The sequence below is a fragment of the Aureimonas sp. AU40 genome (assembly GCF_001463785.1).
In the GTDB taxonomy this organism is placed as follows: Bacteria; Pseudomonadota; Alphaproteobacteria; order Rhizobiales; family Rhizobiaceae; genus Aureimonas.
The window spans coordinates 89,316-108,400 of sequence record NZ_BBWL01000051.1 but is presented as its reverse complement, the minus strand read 5'-3'; the positions used below and the strand labels follow the sequence as shown (position 1 = coordinate 108,400).

Annotated in this window: 16 protein-coding genes and 1 pseudogene; 4 read left to right on the top strand and 13 right to left on the bottom strand. The window is 66.8% G+C overall.

Annotation, left to right across the window (positions count from 1 at the left end; all coding sequences use genetic code 11):
- The 3 genes and pseudogenes from AUL32_RS19600 to AUL32_RS19590 form a co-directional block, all read left to right on the top strand.
- A pseudogene (locus AUL32_RS19600) lies at positions 1-705 on the top strand (amino acid deaminase); the annotation flags it as partial.
- Positions 706-722: 17 nt separating this feature from the next.
- Positions 723-1,904, top strand: a complete 1,182-nt coding sequence (locus AUL32_RS19595) for a hypothetical protein (protein ID WP_062118782.1) — start codon at positions 723-725, stop codon at positions 1,902-1,904.
- Between the two features lie 364 nt (positions 1,905-2,268).
- On the top strand, positions 2,269-2,685 hold the full coding sequence (locus AUL32_RS19590; protein ID WP_062118779.1) for a MarR family winged helix-turn-helix transcriptional regulator: 417 nt from the start codon (positions 2,269-2,271) through the stop codon (positions 2,683-2,685).
- A gap of 25 nt (positions 2,686-2,710) precedes the next feature.
- Here AUL32_RS19590 and AUL32_RS19585 read toward each other — a convergent pair whose 3' ends face one another.
- The 9 genes from AUL32_RS19585 to AUL32_RS19545 form a co-directional block, all read right to left on the bottom strand.
- Entirely contained in the window at positions 2,711-4,315 is a 1,605-nt protein-coding gene (locus AUL32_RS19585) for a GMC family oxidoreductase (protein WP_062118777.1), read from the bottom strand.
- Positions 4,316-4,329: 14 nt separating this feature from the next.
- Entirely contained in the window at positions 4,330-4,626 is a 297-nt protein-coding gene (locus AUL32_RS19580) for a putative quinol monooxygenase (protein WP_062118776.1), read from the bottom strand.
- Positions 4,627-4,635: 9 nt separating this feature from the next.
- The gene (locus AUL32_RS19575; protein ID WP_062118773.1) at positions 4,636-6,150 is read right to left on the bottom strand and encodes an amidase; all 1,515 of its coding nucleotides are present in this window, start codon (positions 6,148-6,150) and stop codon (positions 4,636-4,638) included.
- A gap of 83 nt (positions 6,151-6,233) precedes the next feature.
- Complete coding sequence (locus tag AUL32_RS19570) at positions 6,234-6,935, bottom strand: ABC transporter ATP-binding protein (protein WP_062118770.1); 702 nt, start codon at positions 6,933-6,935, stop codon at positions 6,234-6,236.
- Positions 6,935-7,663 (bottom strand): ATP-binding cassette domain-containing protein, encoded by a 729-nt coding sequence (locus AUL32_RS19565; protein WP_062118768.1) that lies wholly within the window; start codon positions 7,661-7,663, stop codon positions 6,935-6,937. Before AUL32_RS19565 ends, AUL32_RS19570 begins: the two co-directional genes overlap by 1 nt.
- Before the next feature lies 1 nt (position 7,664).
- A complete protein-coding gene (locus tag AUL32_RS19560; RefSeq protein ID WP_062118766.1) occupies positions 7,665-8,714 on the bottom strand; it encodes an ABC transporter permease subunit in 1,050 nt (349 codons plus the stop codon).
- The gene (locus AUL32_RS19555) at positions 8,714-9,580 is read right to left on the bottom strand and encodes a branched-chain amino acid ABC transporter permease (protein ID WP_062118762.1); all 867 of its coding nucleotides are present in this window, start codon (positions 9,578-9,580) and stop codon (positions 8,714-8,716) included. Before AUL32_RS19555 ends, AUL32_RS19560 begins: the two co-directional genes overlap by 1 nt.
- 58 nt (positions 9,581-9,638) lie before the next feature.
- A complete protein-coding gene (locus tag AUL32_RS19550; RefSeq protein ID WP_062118760.1) occupies positions 9,639-10,877 on the bottom strand; it encodes an urea ABC transporter substrate-binding protein in 1,239 nt (412 codons plus the stop codon).
- 122 nt (positions 10,878-10,999) lie between these two features.
- Entirely contained in the window at positions 11,000-12,043 is a 1,044-nt protein-coding gene (locus AUL32_RS19545) for a substrate-binding domain-containing protein (protein ID WP_062118756.1), read from the bottom strand.
- A gap of 376 nt (positions 12,044-12,419) precedes the next feature.
- Between AUL32_RS19545 and AUL32_RS19540 the strand changes: the two genes are divergently transcribed.
- A complete protein-coding gene (locus AUL32_RS19540; RefSeq protein WP_244497989.1) occupies positions 12,420-13,355 on the top strand; it encodes a sugar-binding transcriptional regulator in 936 nt (311 codons plus the stop codon).
- A gap of 51 nt (positions 13,356-13,406) precedes the next feature.
- On the opposite strand, the gene dhaL is transcribed toward AUL32_RS19540, so the two are convergent.
- From dhaL to AUL32_RS19520, 4 genes are all read right to left on the bottom strand, one after another.
- Positions 13,407-15,185: a dihydroxyacetone kinase subunit DhaL gene (dhaL, locus tag AUL32_RS19535; RefSeq protein WP_062118750.1), complete on the bottom strand. Its 1,779-nt coding sequence runs from the start codon at positions 15,183-15,185 to the stop codon at positions 13,407-13,409.
- A gap of 21 nt (positions 15,186-15,206) precedes the next feature.
- A complete protein-coding gene (locus tag AUL32_RS19530) occupies positions 15,207-16,211 on the bottom strand; it encodes an ABC transporter permease (RefSeq protein ID WP_062118748.1) in 1,005 nt (334 codons plus the stop codon).
- Complete coding sequence (locus tag AUL32_RS19525) at positions 16,201-17,730, bottom strand: sugar ABC transporter ATP-binding protein (protein ID WP_062118745.1); 1,530 nt, start codon at positions 17,728-17,730, stop codon at positions 16,201-16,203. The genes AUL32_RS19530 and AUL32_RS19525 overlap by 11 nt, the downstream gene beginning before the upstream one ends.
- A 77-nt stretch (positions 17,731-17,807) precedes the next feature.
- Positions 17,808-18,755, bottom strand: a complete 948-nt coding sequence (locus AUL32_RS19520) for a substrate-binding domain-containing protein (protein WP_062118735.1) — start codon at positions 18,753-18,755, stop codon at positions 17,808-17,810.
- Positions 18,756-19,085: the final 330 nt, after the last annotated feature.

The window sequence follows — 19,085 nt, the reverse complement described above, 5'->3', positions numbered from 1 at the left end:
CGCCTGCGCGTTTCCGGCACGGGCGCCTATGAAGGCGCGGCGGCCACCGCCGATCCGGCCGACACGCGCGCCCGCATCGACGCGCTGATGGCCGCGACCGCGGCGTTCCACCGAAGCTTGCGCGCGCGCGTCGGGCCGAAGCGCCCGCTGATCCTGACGGCGGGCGGCTCGGTCTTCTTCGATCTCGTCCTATCGGGCCTGCGCGAGGTGTTGGCGGGCGACCCCGCGACAAGGCTCGTCCTTCGCAGCGGCGCCATCTTCTTCCACGATCACGGCATCTACGAGCGCGGCATGGTGGCTTTGGATGCGCGCGCCGGTCTGGTCGTGGGCGGCGCGGCGGTTTCGGCCGCGCAAGGCTTCCGCCCCGCGCTGCGCGTCTGGGCCGAGATCCTGTCGGTGCCGGAGCCGGGGCTCGCCATCGCGGGCATGGGGCTGCGCGACGTCGCGATCGACCAAGGCCTGCCCACGCCTCTCCATAGCTTTCGCGACGGGGTGCCGACGCCAAGCGCGGAGGGCGCGAGCGTGCTTCGCCTCAACGATCAGCACGCGTTCCTGGCGATCGGGGAGGGCTGCGACATCCGGCCGGGCGATGTGGTCGAATTCGGCCTGTCGCATCCCTGCACCTGTCTCGACCGGCATGCCATCCTCTACGAACTGGTGGAGGACGGCGCGGTCGCCGGGGCCTTGGCCCTGCGCTTCGGCTGAGAGGACGGGAGGCGGCCATGCAGAAATCGATCTGGACCTATGCCTGGGACATTCAGGATGTCGGCCTGCCCGCTTTCCTGCGCGACGTGACGGAGCGCGCTGGGCTGAACATGGTGAGCCTCGCCACGTCCTATCACGCGGGCCGCTTCCTTCAGCCGCGCAGCCCCGTCCGAAAAGCCTATTTTCCCGAGGACGGGACGATCTACTACCGGCCCGACCGCGCGCTCTGGTCCGACGCTCCGATCCAGCCGCTCGTTGCCCGCAATCTGGAGGAGGGCGGCGACATGCTGGCGGCGCTCTGCCGGGCGCGCGACGCCGGCGGACCGGCCGTTTCGGCCTGGACCGTGTGCCTGCACAATACGCGGCTCGGGATGCTGCATCCCGGCGAGGTCACGCGCACGGCCTTCGACGATCCTAATTATTACGCGCTCTGCCCGTCGAGTCCGGCCGCCCGCCGCTATGTCACGACCCTGGTGCGCGACATCACGACCGGCTACCGGCCCGATCGGCTGGAACTGGAAAGCCCGAACTTCATGGGCTTCGCCCATGGCTACCACCACGAGAAGGACGGGCTCGGGCTCCTGGCGGAGGACGAGTTCCTCCTGTCGCTCTGCTTCTGCCGGCATTGCGAGGCGAGGGCCGGGCGCGCCGGCGTCGATATGCCCGCCGCTCGCGCCGCCGTGCGCGGCTTCATCGCGGAGGCCTGCGAGCGCGAGATCCCGCAGGCGCGATGGCCGGACTTTTCCGAGCGCGGGATCGACGCCTTCGAGGGCTGGCCGGCGCTCCACGAATTCCTCCGTTGGCGGAGCGAACCCGTCACGAGCCTCCTCGCCGACATCAGGGAGGCCGCCCATCCCTCCACCCGGATCGTGCTGGTCGACCTGCCCGAAGCCTGGGTCGGCGGCGTCGATCTCGCGGCGGCCGCGCGCATTCTCGATGGGCTTCTGCTGTGCGCCTACGACCGGACCCCGGCCGCCGTTTCGCAACTGGCCCTACAGGGCCGGGCGCTGGTCGGGCCGGACGGCTTTCTTGGACTCGGCTATCGCCTGTTCTATCCCGAAATGACCGGGGCACCAGACCTCGCCACGCGGGTCGAGGCCGCTTTCGAGGTCGGTGTCGACGGGCTCAACTTCTACAATTACGGCCTCGTGCCCGCCCGCCGGCTCGACTGGATCGCGTCGGCGCTGAGGAGTGTATGAGCCAGCTTCGTCCTTTTCGGGAAGGGCTGGCCCTTGTCCATCCGATGTCTTGAGGCCAAGCGCTCCTGAACCGATGGCCTTGGCTCAGGCAGCCCGCATGGCGATCGTCGTGTCGTTCTGGCGATAGTGGAATTTGGCGTCGATCGGGCCCGCCGTGTTCAACAGGGTGGCGGCGAGACGCTGGGGCACGAAGATGTCGGCCAAACTCTGCAGGATGCCGTTCTCGAAGCGTCGGTGAGACTCCTAAGTCTCATGGACGCTGATTGCGAGCCGAAGGTTCGCACCCCCGCCGGTTGTTCAGGACGAAGCCTTCTCAAAGTCGGCCCTGGGTCCTAGATTGGCTTGGCCAGCAGATATAGAGCCCATGCCCAAGCGTCTCCTGAACGACCACCTGTCGCATCTTCTTTCTCAAGCCAATCGACAGATGATGCGTCGGCTGGCGGCCGAAGGCGTTCCCGTCGATCAGTGGCGCGTGATGAAGGCATTGTCGGAGCGGCAGGGCCTGACGATGGGCGCGATCGCGGAGGAGCTCGGGTTGAATGCGCCCACGGCGACGAAGCTGATCGATCGCATGGTGCAGGATGCGCTGGTCTATCGCGCGCCCGATCCGGCGGATCGGCGCCGCATCCTCGTCTTCCTGTCCGCCAAGGGCACGAGCCTTCTCGACACGCAAAGCCGACAGGTCAGCGAGCACGAGACCTGGGTCGAGGAGACCTACGGCAACGACGACGCGAAACGACTGAAGGAAATGCTGGAAAGCTTCCTTCAAAGGCTGTCCTGACGGCTCCGTCGTTCGATCGACAAAATCAGGCCGCTTCGCCGCCGCTCCGCCCTGAATCCAGGACCTCCGCCGCCCGCTCGGCGACGAGGATCACCGTGGCGTTGAGATTGGCGGAAATCATCCGGGGAAATACGGAAGCGTCGGCGACGTGAAGCCCATCCAGCCCTCGCACGGCGAAGGTTCGGGGATCGACCACGGCCTCGTCGTCCGTTCCCATCCGGCATGTGCTCGACGGGTGGTAGAGCGAGGTGCAATGGCCTCGCACATGCCAGGCGATCTCCGCGTCCGTGCGGCATTCGGCGGACGGGGTAAGTTCGCGATCGATCACATCCTTCAGCGGGGACGCGGCGGCGATCTCGCGGTTGATCTTCACGCCCTCGACCAGGGTCGCCAAGTCCCCGCCTGTCGGATCGGACGAGAAGTAGCGCGGGTCGATCGCGGGGGCCTCCAGCGGATCGGCCGATCGCAGGCGGATCTCGCCCCGGCTTTCTGGGCGCTGCAGCGTCGCATAGAGCGAAAACCCCGATCCGTGGTGGAGAAAGCGCGAATAGTCGCGGTGCGCGCTGGCCACGCCATAGAGCTGGATGTCCGGTTCGACGTCCGGACGCGATCGGACATGCCCGCCCGCCGACACCCAGTTCGATGTGCGCGGTCCCGTCCGGCTTCTTGTCCATTCGTCCAGCGATTGGGCGAGATCGGCCTCGCTCATCGCGCCCCATCCGATCGGTCGGTTGGCCGCGAAGGAGATCACGACGTTCGGATGATCCTGAAGGCTCTTGCCGACGCCGGGGAGATCGTGAACGGGCGCGACCCCGACCGCCCGAAGCTCGTCGGCAGGCCCGATCCCGGAGAGCATGAGGAGGTGCGGCGAGGCGATGGCACCGGCCGACAGGATGACCTCCGAGGCGGCATAGGCCAGCTGGGGGCGCCCCCCTTCAAGATACTCGACGCCGACCGCGCGGCCGTTCTCGACGAGAATTCGGGTCGTCAGAACACCCGTCGCGACCGTCAGCCCCGGCCGGGCGAGGGCCGGCTCCAGATAGGCCTTGCCCGTGCCGAAGCGCTCGCCATAGCGGGTCGTTGTCTGGAAGAAGCCGACGCCGGCCTGGGAAGCGCCGTTGAAGTCGGGATTGCGGGCATGGCCGGCGGCCATGGCGGCGGCGAGCCAGAGATGTTCTCCCTCGTCCGTATGCGGGGGGTCCTCGACGTCGAGCGGTCCGTCGGCGCCGTGCAGCGGGTCGTTGCCGAGACGGCGATTGCGCTCGAAACCGACGAATCCCGGCAACACGTCGCACCATCCCCATCCCGGGCAGCCCATGGCCTCCCAACCGTCATAGTCGGATGGAAGCCCCCGCATGTAGATCATCGCGTTGAGCGCGCCGGAGCCGCCGATCATACGGCCGCGCGGCCAGAAGATGCGCCGGCCTCGACAGCCCGGCTGGGGCTCGGTGTGGTAGCCCCAGTCGACGGACGTGTCGAACATCGTCGTCCAGTCGGACGGGATCCGCGAGGCAAGTGGCGGCGGGCCGCCGGCTTCGAGGAGGAGAATGCGCCGATCGGGATCTTCCGAAAGGCGCCCGGCGAGCACGCAGCCCGCCGAGCCCGCGCCGACAATGATCGTGTCGTACATCGCTGCGTCCGGTCCTATTTGGCGAAGAGCTCGTCTGCGGTGACCAGGACGACCTCCGCCGCCAGGATGGGCTTGGCGATGGCGAAGAAGCGCGCGACGGCGGGCGAGGCATTGTGCCTCGCCATCGCCGCCTCGTCCGCGAACCGCTCGTAGGTGGTGAAGAGAGCGGGATCGGCGGGGTCCTGGGAGACGAAGAATCCGACCGTGTCGGGTTCGCTCGCGCGGACATGCGCGGCAACCTCGAGCAGGGCGCTGCGCATCGTCTCCTCCTGGCCCGGCTTGACCCGGATCACGGCGCTGATCGACTTCATCGCCCCGCCTCAGAAGCTCTTCCAGTCGCCTTCGGCCTCGAAGGCCGCCGCCGCCTGGTAGATCGTCGCCTCGGAATAGTCCTTGCCGGTCAGCATCAGCCCGACGGGCAGCCCATCCACGAGGCCGCAGGGGATCGACATCGAAGGATGCCCGGTCACGTCCATCGGGGAGGTCGCCGACACCATCTCGAAGGCCCGCACGACCACCTCCTCCAACGGGGCGTCCTTGCCGGGGATCGGCGTGGCGACGCAGGGAAGCGTCGGGCACAGAAGAAGATCGTAGGAGGCGAAGACCGCCTCGTAGGCCGCCTTCATCTGGCGTGCGAGATTCTGGGCCTTGCCGTAGTACCGTCCGCGATAATGGGTCAGGCCCCATTGGCCCACCAGCATCGAGAGCTTGAGCGTCTTGGAGAGCTCGTCGGCCCGGTCGCGCCAGGCGGCGTGGGCGTCCATCAGCCCGACATCGTAATAACCCTTCCAGTTGAACCCCATGCCGTTGCCGAACATCATCTGCATGGTCAGGCCTTCCAGCCCGATCGGGTTCCAGACGGCGGCCGTCAGCCTGTGTTCGGGGATCGAGACCTCCTCGACGACCGCCCCCATGGCCTCGAGGCGCGCGGCTCCGGCCCGCACTTTGTCGGCCACCGCCGCCTGCATGCCGGGTATTTCGAAGCCTTCCTTCAGGATCCCGATCCTCAGGCCCTTGGCGCCCTTGCCGAGCGCCTCGGTGTAGGACGAGACCTTGGGGGCGTATTGGCGGGGGTCCATGCCGTCGGGCCCGGCCAGGACTTCGAGCAGCAGAGCGTTGTCGGCGACGTTGGCCGTCATCGGACCCGTATGGTCGATCGTGGATTCGATCGGCATGACGCCGGTATAGGGCACGAGTCCGTGCGTGCCCTTCATTCCGTAGACGCCGCAATAGGAGGCGGGGATGCGGATCGAGCCGCCCTGATCGCCACCGATGGCCATATCCACCTCGCCCGCCGCCACCAGCGCACCCGACCCCGAGGAGGAGCCACCGGCCGAATAGCCATGCTTGTGCGGATTGTGGACGGGGCCGGGGTCGGACGTGTGGCTGCCGCCCGAAAGGCAGAAATGCTCGCAGACCGCCTTGCCCATGATCGTGGCCCCGGCGTCCAGCATGCGGGTGACGATCGTGGCGTCGGCAAGGGGGATGAAGCCTTCCAGCGTCGCCGCGCCGTTCATCATCGGCACGCCCGCCAGAGAGACATTGTCCTTCAAGGCGACGGTCTTGCCCGAGAGCTTGCCCTCGGGCGCGCCCTTCACCTCGCTCTTGTAGTACCAGGCGCCAAGCCTGTTCTCCTCGCCCACCGGCCGGTAGCCCGGCGTGCGGGGATAGCGCACCGGCGGCACGAAGTCGGGCAGGGCGTCGACCGTGTCGTAGGCGTCGAAATTGGCCTGCATCAGCTTGAGATAGGAGCCGGCCTCCTCCGGCGTCATGGTCATGCCGAGGCTGTCGGCGAGCGCCAGGACCTGGTCTGCATTCGGGCGGGTGATGGGCATGCGGCCTCCTTCTCGCGGTGTGCGAGCTTGACGGGATGGGGTTGGGACGGGCGCCGGGCTCGCGGAGCGCGGCGGTGACGGGATCAGGCGGCGGCCATGCCGACGCGCCCGGCCAGGAGATCCTGGCGGCTGACCTCGCCGGTGATGCGGCCCTTGGTGATGCCGAGGACCCGGTCGGAGAGCGAGGTGATGAATTCGAGGTTCTGCTCGACGATGATCATCGAGAGGCTCCAGCGCTGCTTGAGACCGAGCAGGGTCTCGATGATCTCCTCGATGATCGAGGGCTGGATGCCCTCGGTCGGCTCGTCCAGCAGGATCAGCTTCGGCTTGGTGCAGAGGCAGCGCGCGAGCGCCAGAAGCTGCTGCTCCCCGCCCGACAGCGCGCCGCCGCGCCGGTCGAGGAGACGCACCAGACGCGGGAAATCCGTCAGCACGTCTTCGATGACCGCCGGGTCCTCGCGTTTCGAACTCGCCAGCCCCATGCGCAGATTCTCGCGCACCGTGAGCGTGGGAAAGATCTCGCGCCCCTGCGGCACGAGGCCGAGGCCGAGGCGCGAGCGGCTGTGGGTCGATCGCTTCGTGATGTCCTCGCCGTTGAAGCGGACCGAGCCGCCGGTGGCGGCGAGTTGCCCCATCAGCGTCTTCATCAAAGTCGTCTTGCCCATGCCGTTGTGGCCGAGAATGCCGAGGAACTCGCCCTGCGCCATGTGAAAGTCGATGCCGGTCAGGATCGGGACGCGCCCGTAGCTGGCCTTGAGGCCGGAGACGTCGAGAAGCGCTTGCATCAGGCGGCCACCTTCTTGCCGAGATAGACGTCGCGAACGCGGGTGTCGGCCAGGACCTTGTCGATCGTGTCCTCCATCATGATCCGGCCCTGATGGAAGACCGTGACCGTCCGGGCGATCATCTTGATGAAGGCCATGTCGTGCTCGACCACGACGATGGCCCGCGTGAGATTGATCTCGTGGATGATCTCCGCCGTGCGATGGGTTTCCTCGTCCGTCATGCCGGCGGCGGGCTCGTCCAGGAGAATGAGCTCGGGATCGCCGGCGAGCACAGTGCCGATCTCGACCCATTGGCGCTGGCCGTGCGACAGCTGGCCGACGATGGCGTTCGCCTGAGGGCCGAGGCGGATCTTCTCCAGGATCTCGTCCACGATCGGGTTGATCCTGCGCGGCGTGGCCTTGCGGCGGGCCGCCAGCCAGATGTTCTCGCGCACCGTGAGGCCGTTGAAGACGTTGGGCACCTGCGTCTTGATGCCGATGCCCATGCGGGCGATCTCGTGCGAGGCCTTTCCCGCGACCGGCTGCCCGCGAAAGGCGATGGTGCCGGCGCTGGGGACGAGCTGCCCGGTGAGCATCTTGAAGAAGGTGCTCTTTCCCGCCCCGTTGGGGCCGATCAGGCAGCGAAGCTCCATCTCGCCGAGCGTGAAGTCGACCCCGTCATTGGCGACGACGCCGCCAAAGCGCATCGTCAGGCCTTGCGTCTGCAGAAGCGGAACGAGGGTGCTCATCTCACTTGGCTCCAGCGGCATGGGGTTCGCTCGCCAGCGCCTTGGCGTCCCGGCGCGGCCGGCCCAAGCGCGCGAGGCGCAGGAGCCCGTCGCGGATCGTCGGCACGATGCCTTGCGGCAGGAGCAGGACGAAGGCCACGAGAATGACGCCGAGCACCAGATTGGCGTTGAACGCCTGCTGCGAGCCGATCTGGCTGACGAGATACTGGATGAGGAAGCAGCCGACGATCGGCCCGAGCAGCGTGCCGAGCCCGCCGATCGTGATCCAGATGATGATCTCGGCCGAGATCGAGAGGGAGAAGATCGTGGGTCCGACGAAGGCGCCCCAATTGACGTAGAGCGCGCCCGCGAGCCCGGCGACCGCCCCCCCGACGACGAAGACGCCGAGCTTGATGATGCGCGGATCGTAGCCGAGCAGGGCGGCACGCGTCTCGTTTTCCCGCACGGCGACGGCGACGCGGCCGAAGGAACTGGCCAGAAGAAGCCGCAGGAGAAGATAGACGCCGATCAGCGCGCCCGCCGTCACCCACCACGAGGCCTCCGGCGATAGGATGTCGCTGGGGCTATAGGGCATGTTGAAGGTCGGCACGGCCGGGATTCCATTGAAACCGCCGAGCCGCGCGGTGCCGATCGTGTAGCTGTCGCCGGCGGTGGAGTTGACGACATTGAACAGGATCAGGGTGACGGTCAGCGTGATGACGCCGAGATAGACTTCGCTGATCCGCCCGTAGAAGACGAAGTATCCCAGAGCCGCCGCGAAGAGGCCGGGCACGAGCACGGCGAGGAGAATGGCGTTGGTGCTGTCGCCGAAATTGATCGCGGCGATCGCGTAGGCATAGGCACCGAGGCCGAAGAACGCGGTCTGCCCGAAGGAAAGAATGCCGCCGAAGCCCCAGATGAAGGCGAGGCTGAGCGACAGGACGCCCATCGCGGCGAACAGCGTCACCTGCATGAGGGTGAAGAGATCCATGTAGCTCGGCAGCGCGGCGACGACGAGGATCGCGGCCAGGACGGCGAGCGACTGGAGAGCGAGCGAGGTCTGGCGCGTCATCAGAGCGTGCCTTTGAAGAAGCGGCCGGAAATGCCCTGCGGCAGGAGCCGGATGAGTAGGATCGCGGACAGGAACAGGATGACCTCGCCATAGACCGGCGTGGTGAGATAGGCGCCCATCTGGTTGACGAGGCCGAAGAGTCCGGCCGCCGAAGCGGTGCCGGAGATGATCGCCGCGCCGCCGCCGACGACGGTGATGAAGCTCTTGGCGACGAAGGCCGAGCCCATGACCGGGGTGATGCCCGAGACGGGCGCCAGGAGCCCGCCGGCGAGCCCCGTGACGGCCGCGCCGAGAGCGAAGGTGGCCATGTAGATGCGGGCGGGGTTGACGCCCAGCGTGGCGGCCATGCCGGGATTCTGCATGACGGCGCGCGCGACGAGGCCGAACCGCGTGAAGCGCATGACGCCGTAGACGAGGGCCATCATCGCCAGGGCCATCGCGACTAGGAAGATCGTGTACCAGGACGAGCGATAGGCGCCGATCTCGAAGCCGCCGAGCGGGGTGGGCACGCCGTTGATCGTGTTGCCGAAGAGAGTGGTCACCAGCCCGATCAGGAACAGGCTGAGGCCCCAGGTCGCCAGCATGGAATCCACGAGCCGCCCGTAGAGGAAGCGGATCAGGCAGCGCTCGATGACGAGTCCGACGAGGCCGACGAAGACCGGGGCGACCACCAGCATCGCGATCCAGATGTTGAGGCCGGCATTGGTGGACAGGACCGTGGCATAGGCGCCGAGCATCACGAACTCGCCATGCGCCAGATTGATGATCTTCATCATGCCGAAGATGATCGCGAGACCGAGGCAGAGGAGGAAGAGCGAGGCCGCGCCGTTCAGGACGTCGAGCGCGAGAATGACGGAAAGATCCATGGACAGAACCGCGTCGGGAGTGGGAGACGCGGGGGGCCATGCCCCCGCATGGCGAAGCTCAGATCGAGATCTCGTATTGCTTGTTGTCGCCGGGGTTCTTAACGAGGTCGCAGACGGCGGCGGTGTCGAGGGGCTTGGCGTCGGTGTAGGTCTCGAGGACGTTCCACTTCCGCTCTTTCACATCCGCCAGATAGGCGTTGCGCGTGGTGTGGTGGGTCGGATGATCAATCGTGACCTTGCCGCTCGGACCGTCGAAGGACAGGCCCGTTTCCAGGGCCTCGATTACCGCCATGCGCTCGATCGTGCCCGCCTTCTTCACGGCCTCGGCCCAGAGGTGGAAGCCCTCGTAGGTGCCGCAGGCGAGCTCGCTGATATAGGGAATGGAGGGTGAGGCCTTCTTCAGCGCGCCGACATAGGCCGTGCTGGCCGGCGTCGTCAGTTCCTCGAAATAGCCGTAGGCGCCGATGATGCCGTCGCTTTCGGCCGCGTCCAGCGTCGAGGGCTCGTTGACGAGGCCGAAGGTGGTGGAGGCGATGGGGATCTGGCTCTTCATCCCGGCCGACGCCCATTGGCGATAGAAGGCGGTGTGGTTGCCGCCGACCAGCGCCGACAGGATGAGATCGGGCTTGGCGGCCTGAATCTTGGAGATGGTCGGCCCGAAATTGGTCACGTCCAGGGGGAAGAAGTCGACCGACAGGGTCTCCCCGCCATGGTCCTTGACGTATTTCTGCATCCACTTGGCGGTGATCTGGCCGTAATTGTAGTCGGCCGCGATGATGTAGACGCGCTTACCGCTCTTTCCCATGGCGTAGGGCACGAGCTTCTCGACCGTCTGCGCCGGCGTCGTGCCGGTGCAGAACGTGTTGCGGTCGCACACGCCGCCTTCATAGAGCGTGTTGTAGAAGTAGAGCGTGCGAAAGCGCGAGAAGGTCGGCCGCACGGCCTCGCGGGAGGCGGAGGTGATGCCGCCGTGGACCACGGCCACCTTGTCGCGCACGGCGAGTTGCTGGGCATATTGCGAATACATCTGGATGTTCGACTGCGTGTCGTAATGCACCAGCTTGAGTGGGCGGCCCAGGAGCCCGCCGGCTGCGTTGACCTCCGAGATTCCGAGATTGAGGCTCTCCACCATCGGCACGCCGGACGCGGCGATCGGGCCGGACTGGTCGTGGAGTGAGCCGACGAGGATCGGGTCCTCCTGGCCGAAGGCGCCGCGCGTGAAGATCGCCGGCGAAGCGAGCGTCGCGACGGCGAAGGTCGCGGACGAGCGCAGAAAGTGACGACGGGAAATGACCATGTGAGCGTCCCGGAAAACGGAGCCGGACATCGGCGAACAAGGCCAGTTCAGTCAAAATTATTTCACTTGGCAAGTAATTATTGCGGTGCGGCTCCTAATTTTTTGGCGGCGCATAAAAATGATTAAATTGCGGGCAGAAAGGTGAAATCGTAACCGTCCACCCGCGCGAAATGGATCGGCTGACGGGCCCCGGCGATGGGATCGCGATCCTCTCCGCGCGCCGTCCGATGCTGGCGCGTGCGGCCGAGTTCTCGCGAAACCGCACCCGCGTTGAGCGTGTTTGCCGCTTCGATCAGCGAGCCCAGGCAGTGGACGCCCTCGTAGCAGGACTGGCCGAAAGCGTTGGCGGGCGGTGGGGATTCGCCGTGCAAGCGGTGGTAGCGTTCCAGAAAGGCGCCGTTGTTGCGCGAGGCAACGGCGCCGAAATAGGCCGACGAGGCATAGAGATTGTCGGTCGCCCGCTCGCCGATCCCGTAGAGGATCGTCTCGTCCAAGGCGGGCGTGAACCGCAGGACACGGGATGTAAGGCCCGCTTCCGAGAAGGCTCTATGGAAGGCGATGGCTTCCGAGCCGAGAAAGAAAGGCAGAACCACGTTGGCCCGGCTGGCGGCGATGCAGGCCAGCAGCTCGTGGTAGCTCTGGTCGCCGAGCGGCAGGTAGCGCTCGCCGACGACGGAGCCGACCGAGGAGTGACCGATCATGGCGCGGGCGACGGCAAGGCTTGCGCGCGGCCAGATATAGTCGTTGCCGCAGAGGAAAAAGCGTTTGGGCCCGCCATGGCCTTTGAACCACTCGATGGCCGGTTCCAGGAGCTCGCGCGCGGTTTCGCCGGTGGTCACGATCCTCTTGTCGCGCTCGAACCCCTCGAATTGCGGCGTGTAGACGAAGGGGACGCGGCGACCGATCGCCCGCGCTACTGGCGTGCGCGCATAGCTTGGAAACATCCCGACGATCGCTTGGACGCCGCGCTCGCCGATGGCCCCTTCGACGGCAAAGGCCGCGCTCGCGCCGCTCGCCCCCGCATCGATCGAGACGAGTTCGACCGGCTGGCCGAGGACGCCGCCCCGCTCGTTCAGTTCGAGAACGGCCAGTTCCGCGCAGCAGATGGCCGACGCGGCCCAAAGACCGCTGGGGCCTTTTTGTGGAACGAGCAAGCCTAGTTTCATCGCCGAAGTTTCCTTCCCATGCCTGCGGGCGGAAGGCCATGTCTGACCCCCGTCGCGGCATGCTGGTTCGTTGGCATGCAGATGTCGTGCCAACATCAAGGGGGTCCGTTGCGACCGGACCCGGCTGGATGGCGACGTGCCCGATCGCTCGGCTATCTCGAAGAACCGTCACGGCCGTTTTCGCGACAGCGGTCTCCCTCGCCTGTTCGAAGCGGTGCCGGTGCGCTGCTTCGCGGAGGGGTGGACATCGGCTGAGAAGCGTTCGGTTCGGCCCGCCGCGACACTATAGTCGCCTTGTGGAAATTGATCCGCTTGCCGAGCGCCGACCGGCTTGTCCTGTGATAAGCACTCCGCCATGCGAGCGGATATCGAAGGATTGAGCGACGAACTGGAACGCGCCCGGGTGGCCTGGTTCTATTTCGTCGGTGGATTGACCCAGCAGGAGATCGCCTCCCAGCTGAACCTCACGCGGCTGAAGGTGAACAAGATCATCGGCCAGGTTCGCGCCGACGGGATGGTTCATGTCGACGTGAAACTCCCCTTGAGCGACTGCATCGCCCTAGGCGAAGCGGTGGGAGAGTGCTACGGGCTGGTGGAGGTGGTCGTGGTGCCCGACGTCTCCGACTATATCGAGCAGAAGAGGGTGATCGGCGAAGCGGCGGGAACCCTGACCGCGGCTCTCATCGAGGGCAAGGATCTCGGGATCGGCATTGCCAGCGGGCGAACCTTGAGCTTTGCCGTTCGCAAGATTCCGGCCAAGCCGCATCCGCGATCCTGGGTCGTCGGGCTGACGGGCGGCGTCACGCGCTCGTCGGGCACCAACACGTTCGAGGTCGCCACCAGCTTCGCCCGGCTGATGAGCGTCGAATGCCATTATCTGACCGCGCCGATCTACTGCGCGACCGCCGAAAGCCGGGAAGCCCTGCTGCTCAACGACGAGCTGACCGATGTCCTGGCCCGCACCGAAATCGCCGATTTCGGCATGACCTCCTGCGGAGCACTGACGCAGGACACGACGCTCACCCAGATCCGCGTGGTCAAGGACCATCTCGACGACATCCTTCGCCTCGGCGCGGTGGGCGAGCTCATGGGATGCTTCCTCGACATGCAGGGAAGGCCGATCGACCATTTCCTGAACGAGTCGGTCATGGCGCTCAGTCCCGACAAGCTGAAGCTCAAGCCCTATTCGGTCCTCGTGTCGGGCGGCATCGACAAGATCCAGATCATCCGTGCGATCCTGCGAGGCGGATATGTCAACCGCCTCGTCACCAACGAAGGCGTGGCGCGCGCCCTATTGGCCGGCCCGCGCTGAACGATCGAGGACCGGGGCGCCCGCCCGCGAAAGGGGGCGCCCCGTCCGGGATCAGGCCGGCTGCGGCTCTGGCGTCGCGCCTTCGAGAGCCGCCGTCATGGCGCGCAGGATGACGAAGGACGAGGCTGCGCCCGGATCGATATGCCCCTTGGAGCGGACGCCCAGCTTGGAGGAGCGCCCGCGCCGCGACTCGAGGTCGGCGGTCGCCTTCATGCCGGCCTCGGCGCCGTCGCGCGCCGCCTGCAGAACGGAAAGCTCCGACGCACCGCCCCCCGCCTGCTCCCTGGCGGCGGCGACAGCCGGCACCCAGGCGTCGATCATCGTTTTGTCGCCGGGTTCCGCCCGGCCGCGATCCTGAATGCCCTGCAAGGCGGCGGCGAGCCAGGTGGCGATGCCTGCCCCGTCGAGGTTCAGCCGATCGCCGACCGCCGCCCCGGCGCGCAGAAACGCGGTGGCGTAGAGAGGACCGGACGAAGCGCCGACCGCGTCCAGAAACGCCTTGGCCATGCGCTTGCAGAGCCCCTCGATCGTTTCTTCCTCGCGAACGTCTGCAAGCGCCGTCTGGACCGCTTTCCAGCCGATTTCCATGGTGACGCCATGATCGCCGTCGCCGATCACGCCGTCGAGCTCCGACAGCCAGTCCTTCTCGGCGATGATCTCGTCGCCCACGCGCAGCATCATGTGGCGAAAGAGGGCCGGCGTGACCGCGCCTTCCCGGCGCAGCGGCCGCTGGCCGGCGTCTTCCGCCGGGGTCTGCGCCGCGCTTTTCCTCGGGGAGGCGAGCGCCGTGCGAACCGAGGCCGTCGAGCCCGTTTCCGCCGATCCGACGGTCAGCGCGACCGACCGGCAGGGATGGTCGAGCAGGCCCGTCAATTCGTCGTCGAGCTTCAGGAGCGTGATCGAGGCGCCGGCCATCTCCAGAGAGGTCGCGTATTCGCCGACCCAGGAGCGATGGATCGCGATGCCGCGCGCGTCGAGCAGCTGCTTGACCCGGTTAAAGATGATGTAGAGCTCGACATAGGAGGTCGAGCCGAGGCCGTTCACCAGCACCGCGACGCGCGAGCCCTCAGGCGGCGCGAGCTCGTTCAGGATCGTCTCCATCAGCTCGTCGGTGACGGTATCGGCGGAGGCCAGGGTCTGGCGCCGCACGCCCGGCTCGCCGTGCAGGCCCATCCCGATTTCCATCTCGTCGTCGCCGATCTCGAAGTTCGGCTTGCCGGTCTGGGGCAGCGAGCAGGGGCCGAGCGCGACGCCCATCGACAGCGTCGCGTCGTTGGCCTTGCGCGCCAGCGCCTCGACCCGCGCCAGGGGCTCGCCCTTGTCGGCGGCGGCGCCCGCGATCTTGAAGACGAAGAAATCGCCCGCGATGCCGCGCCGCTCGCCCCGCCGATCGAACGGCGCGGACGCGACGTCGTCCGCCACGGCCACATGGCGGACCGGGACGCCCGAAGCTTCCAATTCCTCGGCCGCCATGGTGAAGTTCAGGACGTCGCCGGTGTAGTTGCCGTAGAGCAGGACCACGCCCGCCCCGCCGTCGGCCGCGCGCGCGGCGTCGAGGATGTGCTCGGGCGAGGGCGAGGCGAAGATGTTGCCGATCGCGGCGGCGTCCGCCAGGCCCCGCCCGACATAGCCGGCGAAGGCGGGCTCATGCCCCGAGCCGCCGCCGACGACGACGCCGACCTTGCCGTCGCGAGGCCCGTCCACCGCGACGATGGCCCGGCCCGTCTGCCCTTCGACGCGCAGCAGATCGGAATGGGCGGCGGTCATTCCGCCGATCAGCTCGGCGATGATCGTCTCGGGGGCGTTGATGAGTTTCTTGGTCTTGGTCACAAGCTTGGTCTTTCGAGACTGTCAGGCCGCGTCGCGGCGGAGATAGCGGCGCGAGAGCGCATCGAAGGAGATCGCGAGAACCACGATCGCGCCGGACACGATGCCCTGCCAGTAGGGGGACACGCCGAAGAGCACGATGATGTTCTCGATGATGGCGATGATGCCCGCGCCGAAGATCGCGCCGAGCGGCGAGCCGACGCCGCCCGTGGTGGCGACGCCCCCGATCACGGCCGCCGCGATGGGCGCGAGAACCCAGGTCTGCCCGATGGACGGCTGGGCCGTGCCGAGGCGCGCGACCATCAGTAGGCCCGCGAGCGCCGACAGAAGTCCCGCCAGTGTGAAGACCAGAAGCCGGATGCGATCCACCCGGATGCCGAGCATGCGCGCGGCGGCCGGATTGTTGCCGATCGCATACATGTAGCGGCCCATCGGCGTCTTCAGGATGAGAAAGAGCGCGATCGCCAGCACGACCAGCATGATGACGAACGGAACCGGCAGGAGAAGCACGTCGCCCCGCCCCAGGAACTGGATGTCGGCCGGGATGCCGGTGATGGCGACGCCTTTGGTGAGAACGAGGATCGCGCCCCCGTAGATGCCGGCGGTGCCGATCGTGAGCACCAGCGAATGGAGTCCGAGCCGGGTGACGAGGAGCCCGTTGAGGAAGCCGAGCGCCATGCCGAGAAACAGCGCCAGGGGAAGCGTGGCCAGCGGCGAAAGCCCGGCCTGGACCATCAACATGCCCGACACGACGCCGCACAGGCCGCCGATGACGCCGAGCGACAGGTCGAGCTCGCCCAGGATCATCAGAGAGGACTGCGCGATCGTGATCAGCCCGACGAAGGCGAGCCCGCGTGCGATCACCGACATGTTGTAGCCCGACAGGAAGTAGGGCGAAATCACAGCCGAGATCACGAAGATCGCCAGCAGCGCGGCGAAGACGCCGGCGAGCGGATTGCGCAGGAGGAGCCACAGCGCGCCGGCGCGCTCGGTCCTGGCGTCCTTGGTCGATGCGGCATCAGTTGACATGGGGAGCCTCCGACGGGACGTGTCCTGGAAGGATGGGGGAAGGGCCGGTGGCGAAGATCGCGCCGACAAGGGTTTCGGCGTCGGTGGTCGCGGCGTCGAAGCTGCCGGTGAGGCGGCCCGAATGCATGGTGACGATGCGGCTCGCGCAGCGGCGCAGCTCGGTCATCTCGGACGAGATCAGGATGATGCCGACGCCCTCCTCGGCGAGCGACTTCATGATCTTGTAGATCTCGGCCTTGGTGCGGATGTCGATGCCCTTGGTGGGTTCGTCGAAGATCAGGATGCGCGGCGTGGTCGCCATGGCCCGGCCGATGATGGCCTTCTGCTGGTTGCCGCCCGAAAGCTGCGAGATGCGCTTGCCCATGCCCGACGTGCGAATGCCGTAATCGTCGATGATCCGCTGGACGATGCCGTGTTCCTTGCGCCTGTCGATCCCGGCGCCGCCGGTGGTCAGCGAGAGAACGGAGATGCCGATGTTCTCGCGGAGCGACAGGAGCGGGAATATGCCGTGGTGCTTGCGCTCTTCCGAGAGGTAGAGCATGCCGCCCCGCACGGACGAGGCGGTGTCGTCGAGACGCCAGGGCTGGCCCTCGACGCGCACGGTGCCCCCGCCGGCCTTGCGGAAGCCGAAGATCGTCTGCATCAGCTCCGAGCGCCCCGCGCCCACGAGACCGGCGAAACCGAGAATCTCGCCGCGCCGCAAGGTGAAGCTGACATCTTGGAACATGGGGCCGGAAAGCCCCTCCACCTCCATGATCGGCTCACTGACGGGGCATTGGGGCCGGAAATGATCTTCCATCGTGATCGCGCGGCCGGACATGGCGCGGATCAGCGCCGGCTCGTCGATGTCGGCGATGCGCCCAGCCTCGACCTTTTCGCCGTTGCGCAGGACGGTGTAGTCGTCGCCGATGGCGAAGACCTCCTCCATCTTGTGCGAGATGAAGACGATCGCATGGTCCCGGTCGAGGAAGCCGCGGATGACCTTGAACACGCGCTCCACCTCGCGCGCCGTCAGCGCCGAGGTCGGCTCGTCGAGGATCAGGACCTTCATTTCCCGGTTGGTCGAAGCGCGCGCGATCTGCAAAAGCTGCTGATCGGGCACGGAGATGTGGCGCACGAGATCGCCCGGCCGCGCCTCGATGCCGAACCGGTCGAGATAGGTCTGCGCCTCGGCTTCGAGGCGCCGCCGGTTGACGAGGCCGCCATGCCCCGTCCGGTCGAAGGGCATGAACAGATTTTCCGCCACGCTGACGTCCGGGAACAGGGACAGTTCCTGCGGAACGTAGGCGATCTTGCGGAAGAGGTCGGGGCGCTCGGTCGGGTCCGCGCCGTCGATGCGGATCGCTCCCGCGCTCGCCCGGTCGGAGCCGATGAGGATCTTGACCAGCGTCGATTTGCCCGCGCCGTTCTCGCCGGCCAGGATGTGGGTGCGCCCGAGCTCGATCGAGAGATCGACGTCGGTAAGCGCCTTTACGCCGGGGAATTCACGGCTGAGCCCCCGTGTTTCGAGATAGGCCATGCTTCCTCCCGATGGTGGCCGGTCGTTTGGCGGAGCGGCGCGAGGGGCGGCGTCAGCCACCCCCCGCGCGCGATGGCTCAGCCGCCGACATTCGCCTTCGTCAGGAACGCGCTGCCGGTGTCGACATAATCCGGCACGGGAGCGCCGGTGACCTGGGCCCAAAGCAGCATGACGGACCAGTAGCCCTGCATCTCGGGGAGCGAGGCGGACGAGCTGTCGGCGACACCCGAGCGGATCAGGTCCAGCATCTCGTTGAGATTGTCGAGGCCGACCATCTTCACCTTGTCCTGCTTGCCCGATTCCACGATCGCCTGGCCGATGCCGATGGGACCGGCCGCGTCCGATGCCACCCAGCCCTTGAGGTTCGGGTGGGCCTGCATGATCGCGGCCGCCTGGCTCTGCGCGGTCTCGATGCTGTCGTTGTCGATGCCCTCGGCCACGACCTTGATGCCGGGATGCGCGGCGAAGACGTCGCGGTGGCACTGGGCGCGGATCGAGTGGTTGGGGGCGGTCGGAACGCCCATCATGATGGCAACCTCACCGTCGCCGCCCAGCATCTCGACCAGACGGTTCGAGGCGATCTTGGCCTGCTTGCAGAAGTCCATCCCGATCGTCGGGATCTTCATGCCCTCGGGCGCGACGGAATCGAAGACCACCAGGGGAATTTTCTGACCCTGCGCCGCTTCCAGCGAGGCGCGGTTGCCCGACGGGTCCAAGAGGTCGATCGCGATGCCATCGGGGCGGGTGGAGATCGCGCTTTCCACGATCTGAACCTGCTGCACGACGTCGGCCGTCTGAGGCGCGGAATAGACGATCTCGATATCGGACCCGGTCTGCGCCTTGAGGGCGGCCGCGGCCATCTGGGCGCCTTCGTTGACCTTGTCGAACCAGGGATGGACGACCTTCGGCACGATCAGGAAGCGGTAGCTGGCCTTCTTCATCGTGCCCGGCGCGTCCTGCGCGCTCGCGGTCAAGGGAAGCATCAGGGCCGCCGCGCCAGCCAGGGCGAGTGCCAGTTTCTTCATCGTTCGTCTCCCGTTCGTCCAGCGCGTCAACGCGCCCTCCACCATCGGCACCCACCTCTCCAAACGGGCGCCGTCCCTATCCATACAGATGTAAAATCAAATTTACAATCGTATCTCAGCGTGTGTTTTGAGGAGTTCAGGAGACGTTCCGCGCCTAAGAGAACCGCGGTCTTCGGAGGGTTTTTCGTCCGCTGTCTTGGAGTGTGAGCTGGGGAAAAAGGCCGGGAACTGGTCGTGTCCGCCGATGTGGCAGAAAACTCGCGCAGCTTTTGGCTTGGCGCCGGGGCCACGAGTTTGGCCATCGGCTCGGTTTGCCTGGAGGGTTTCTGC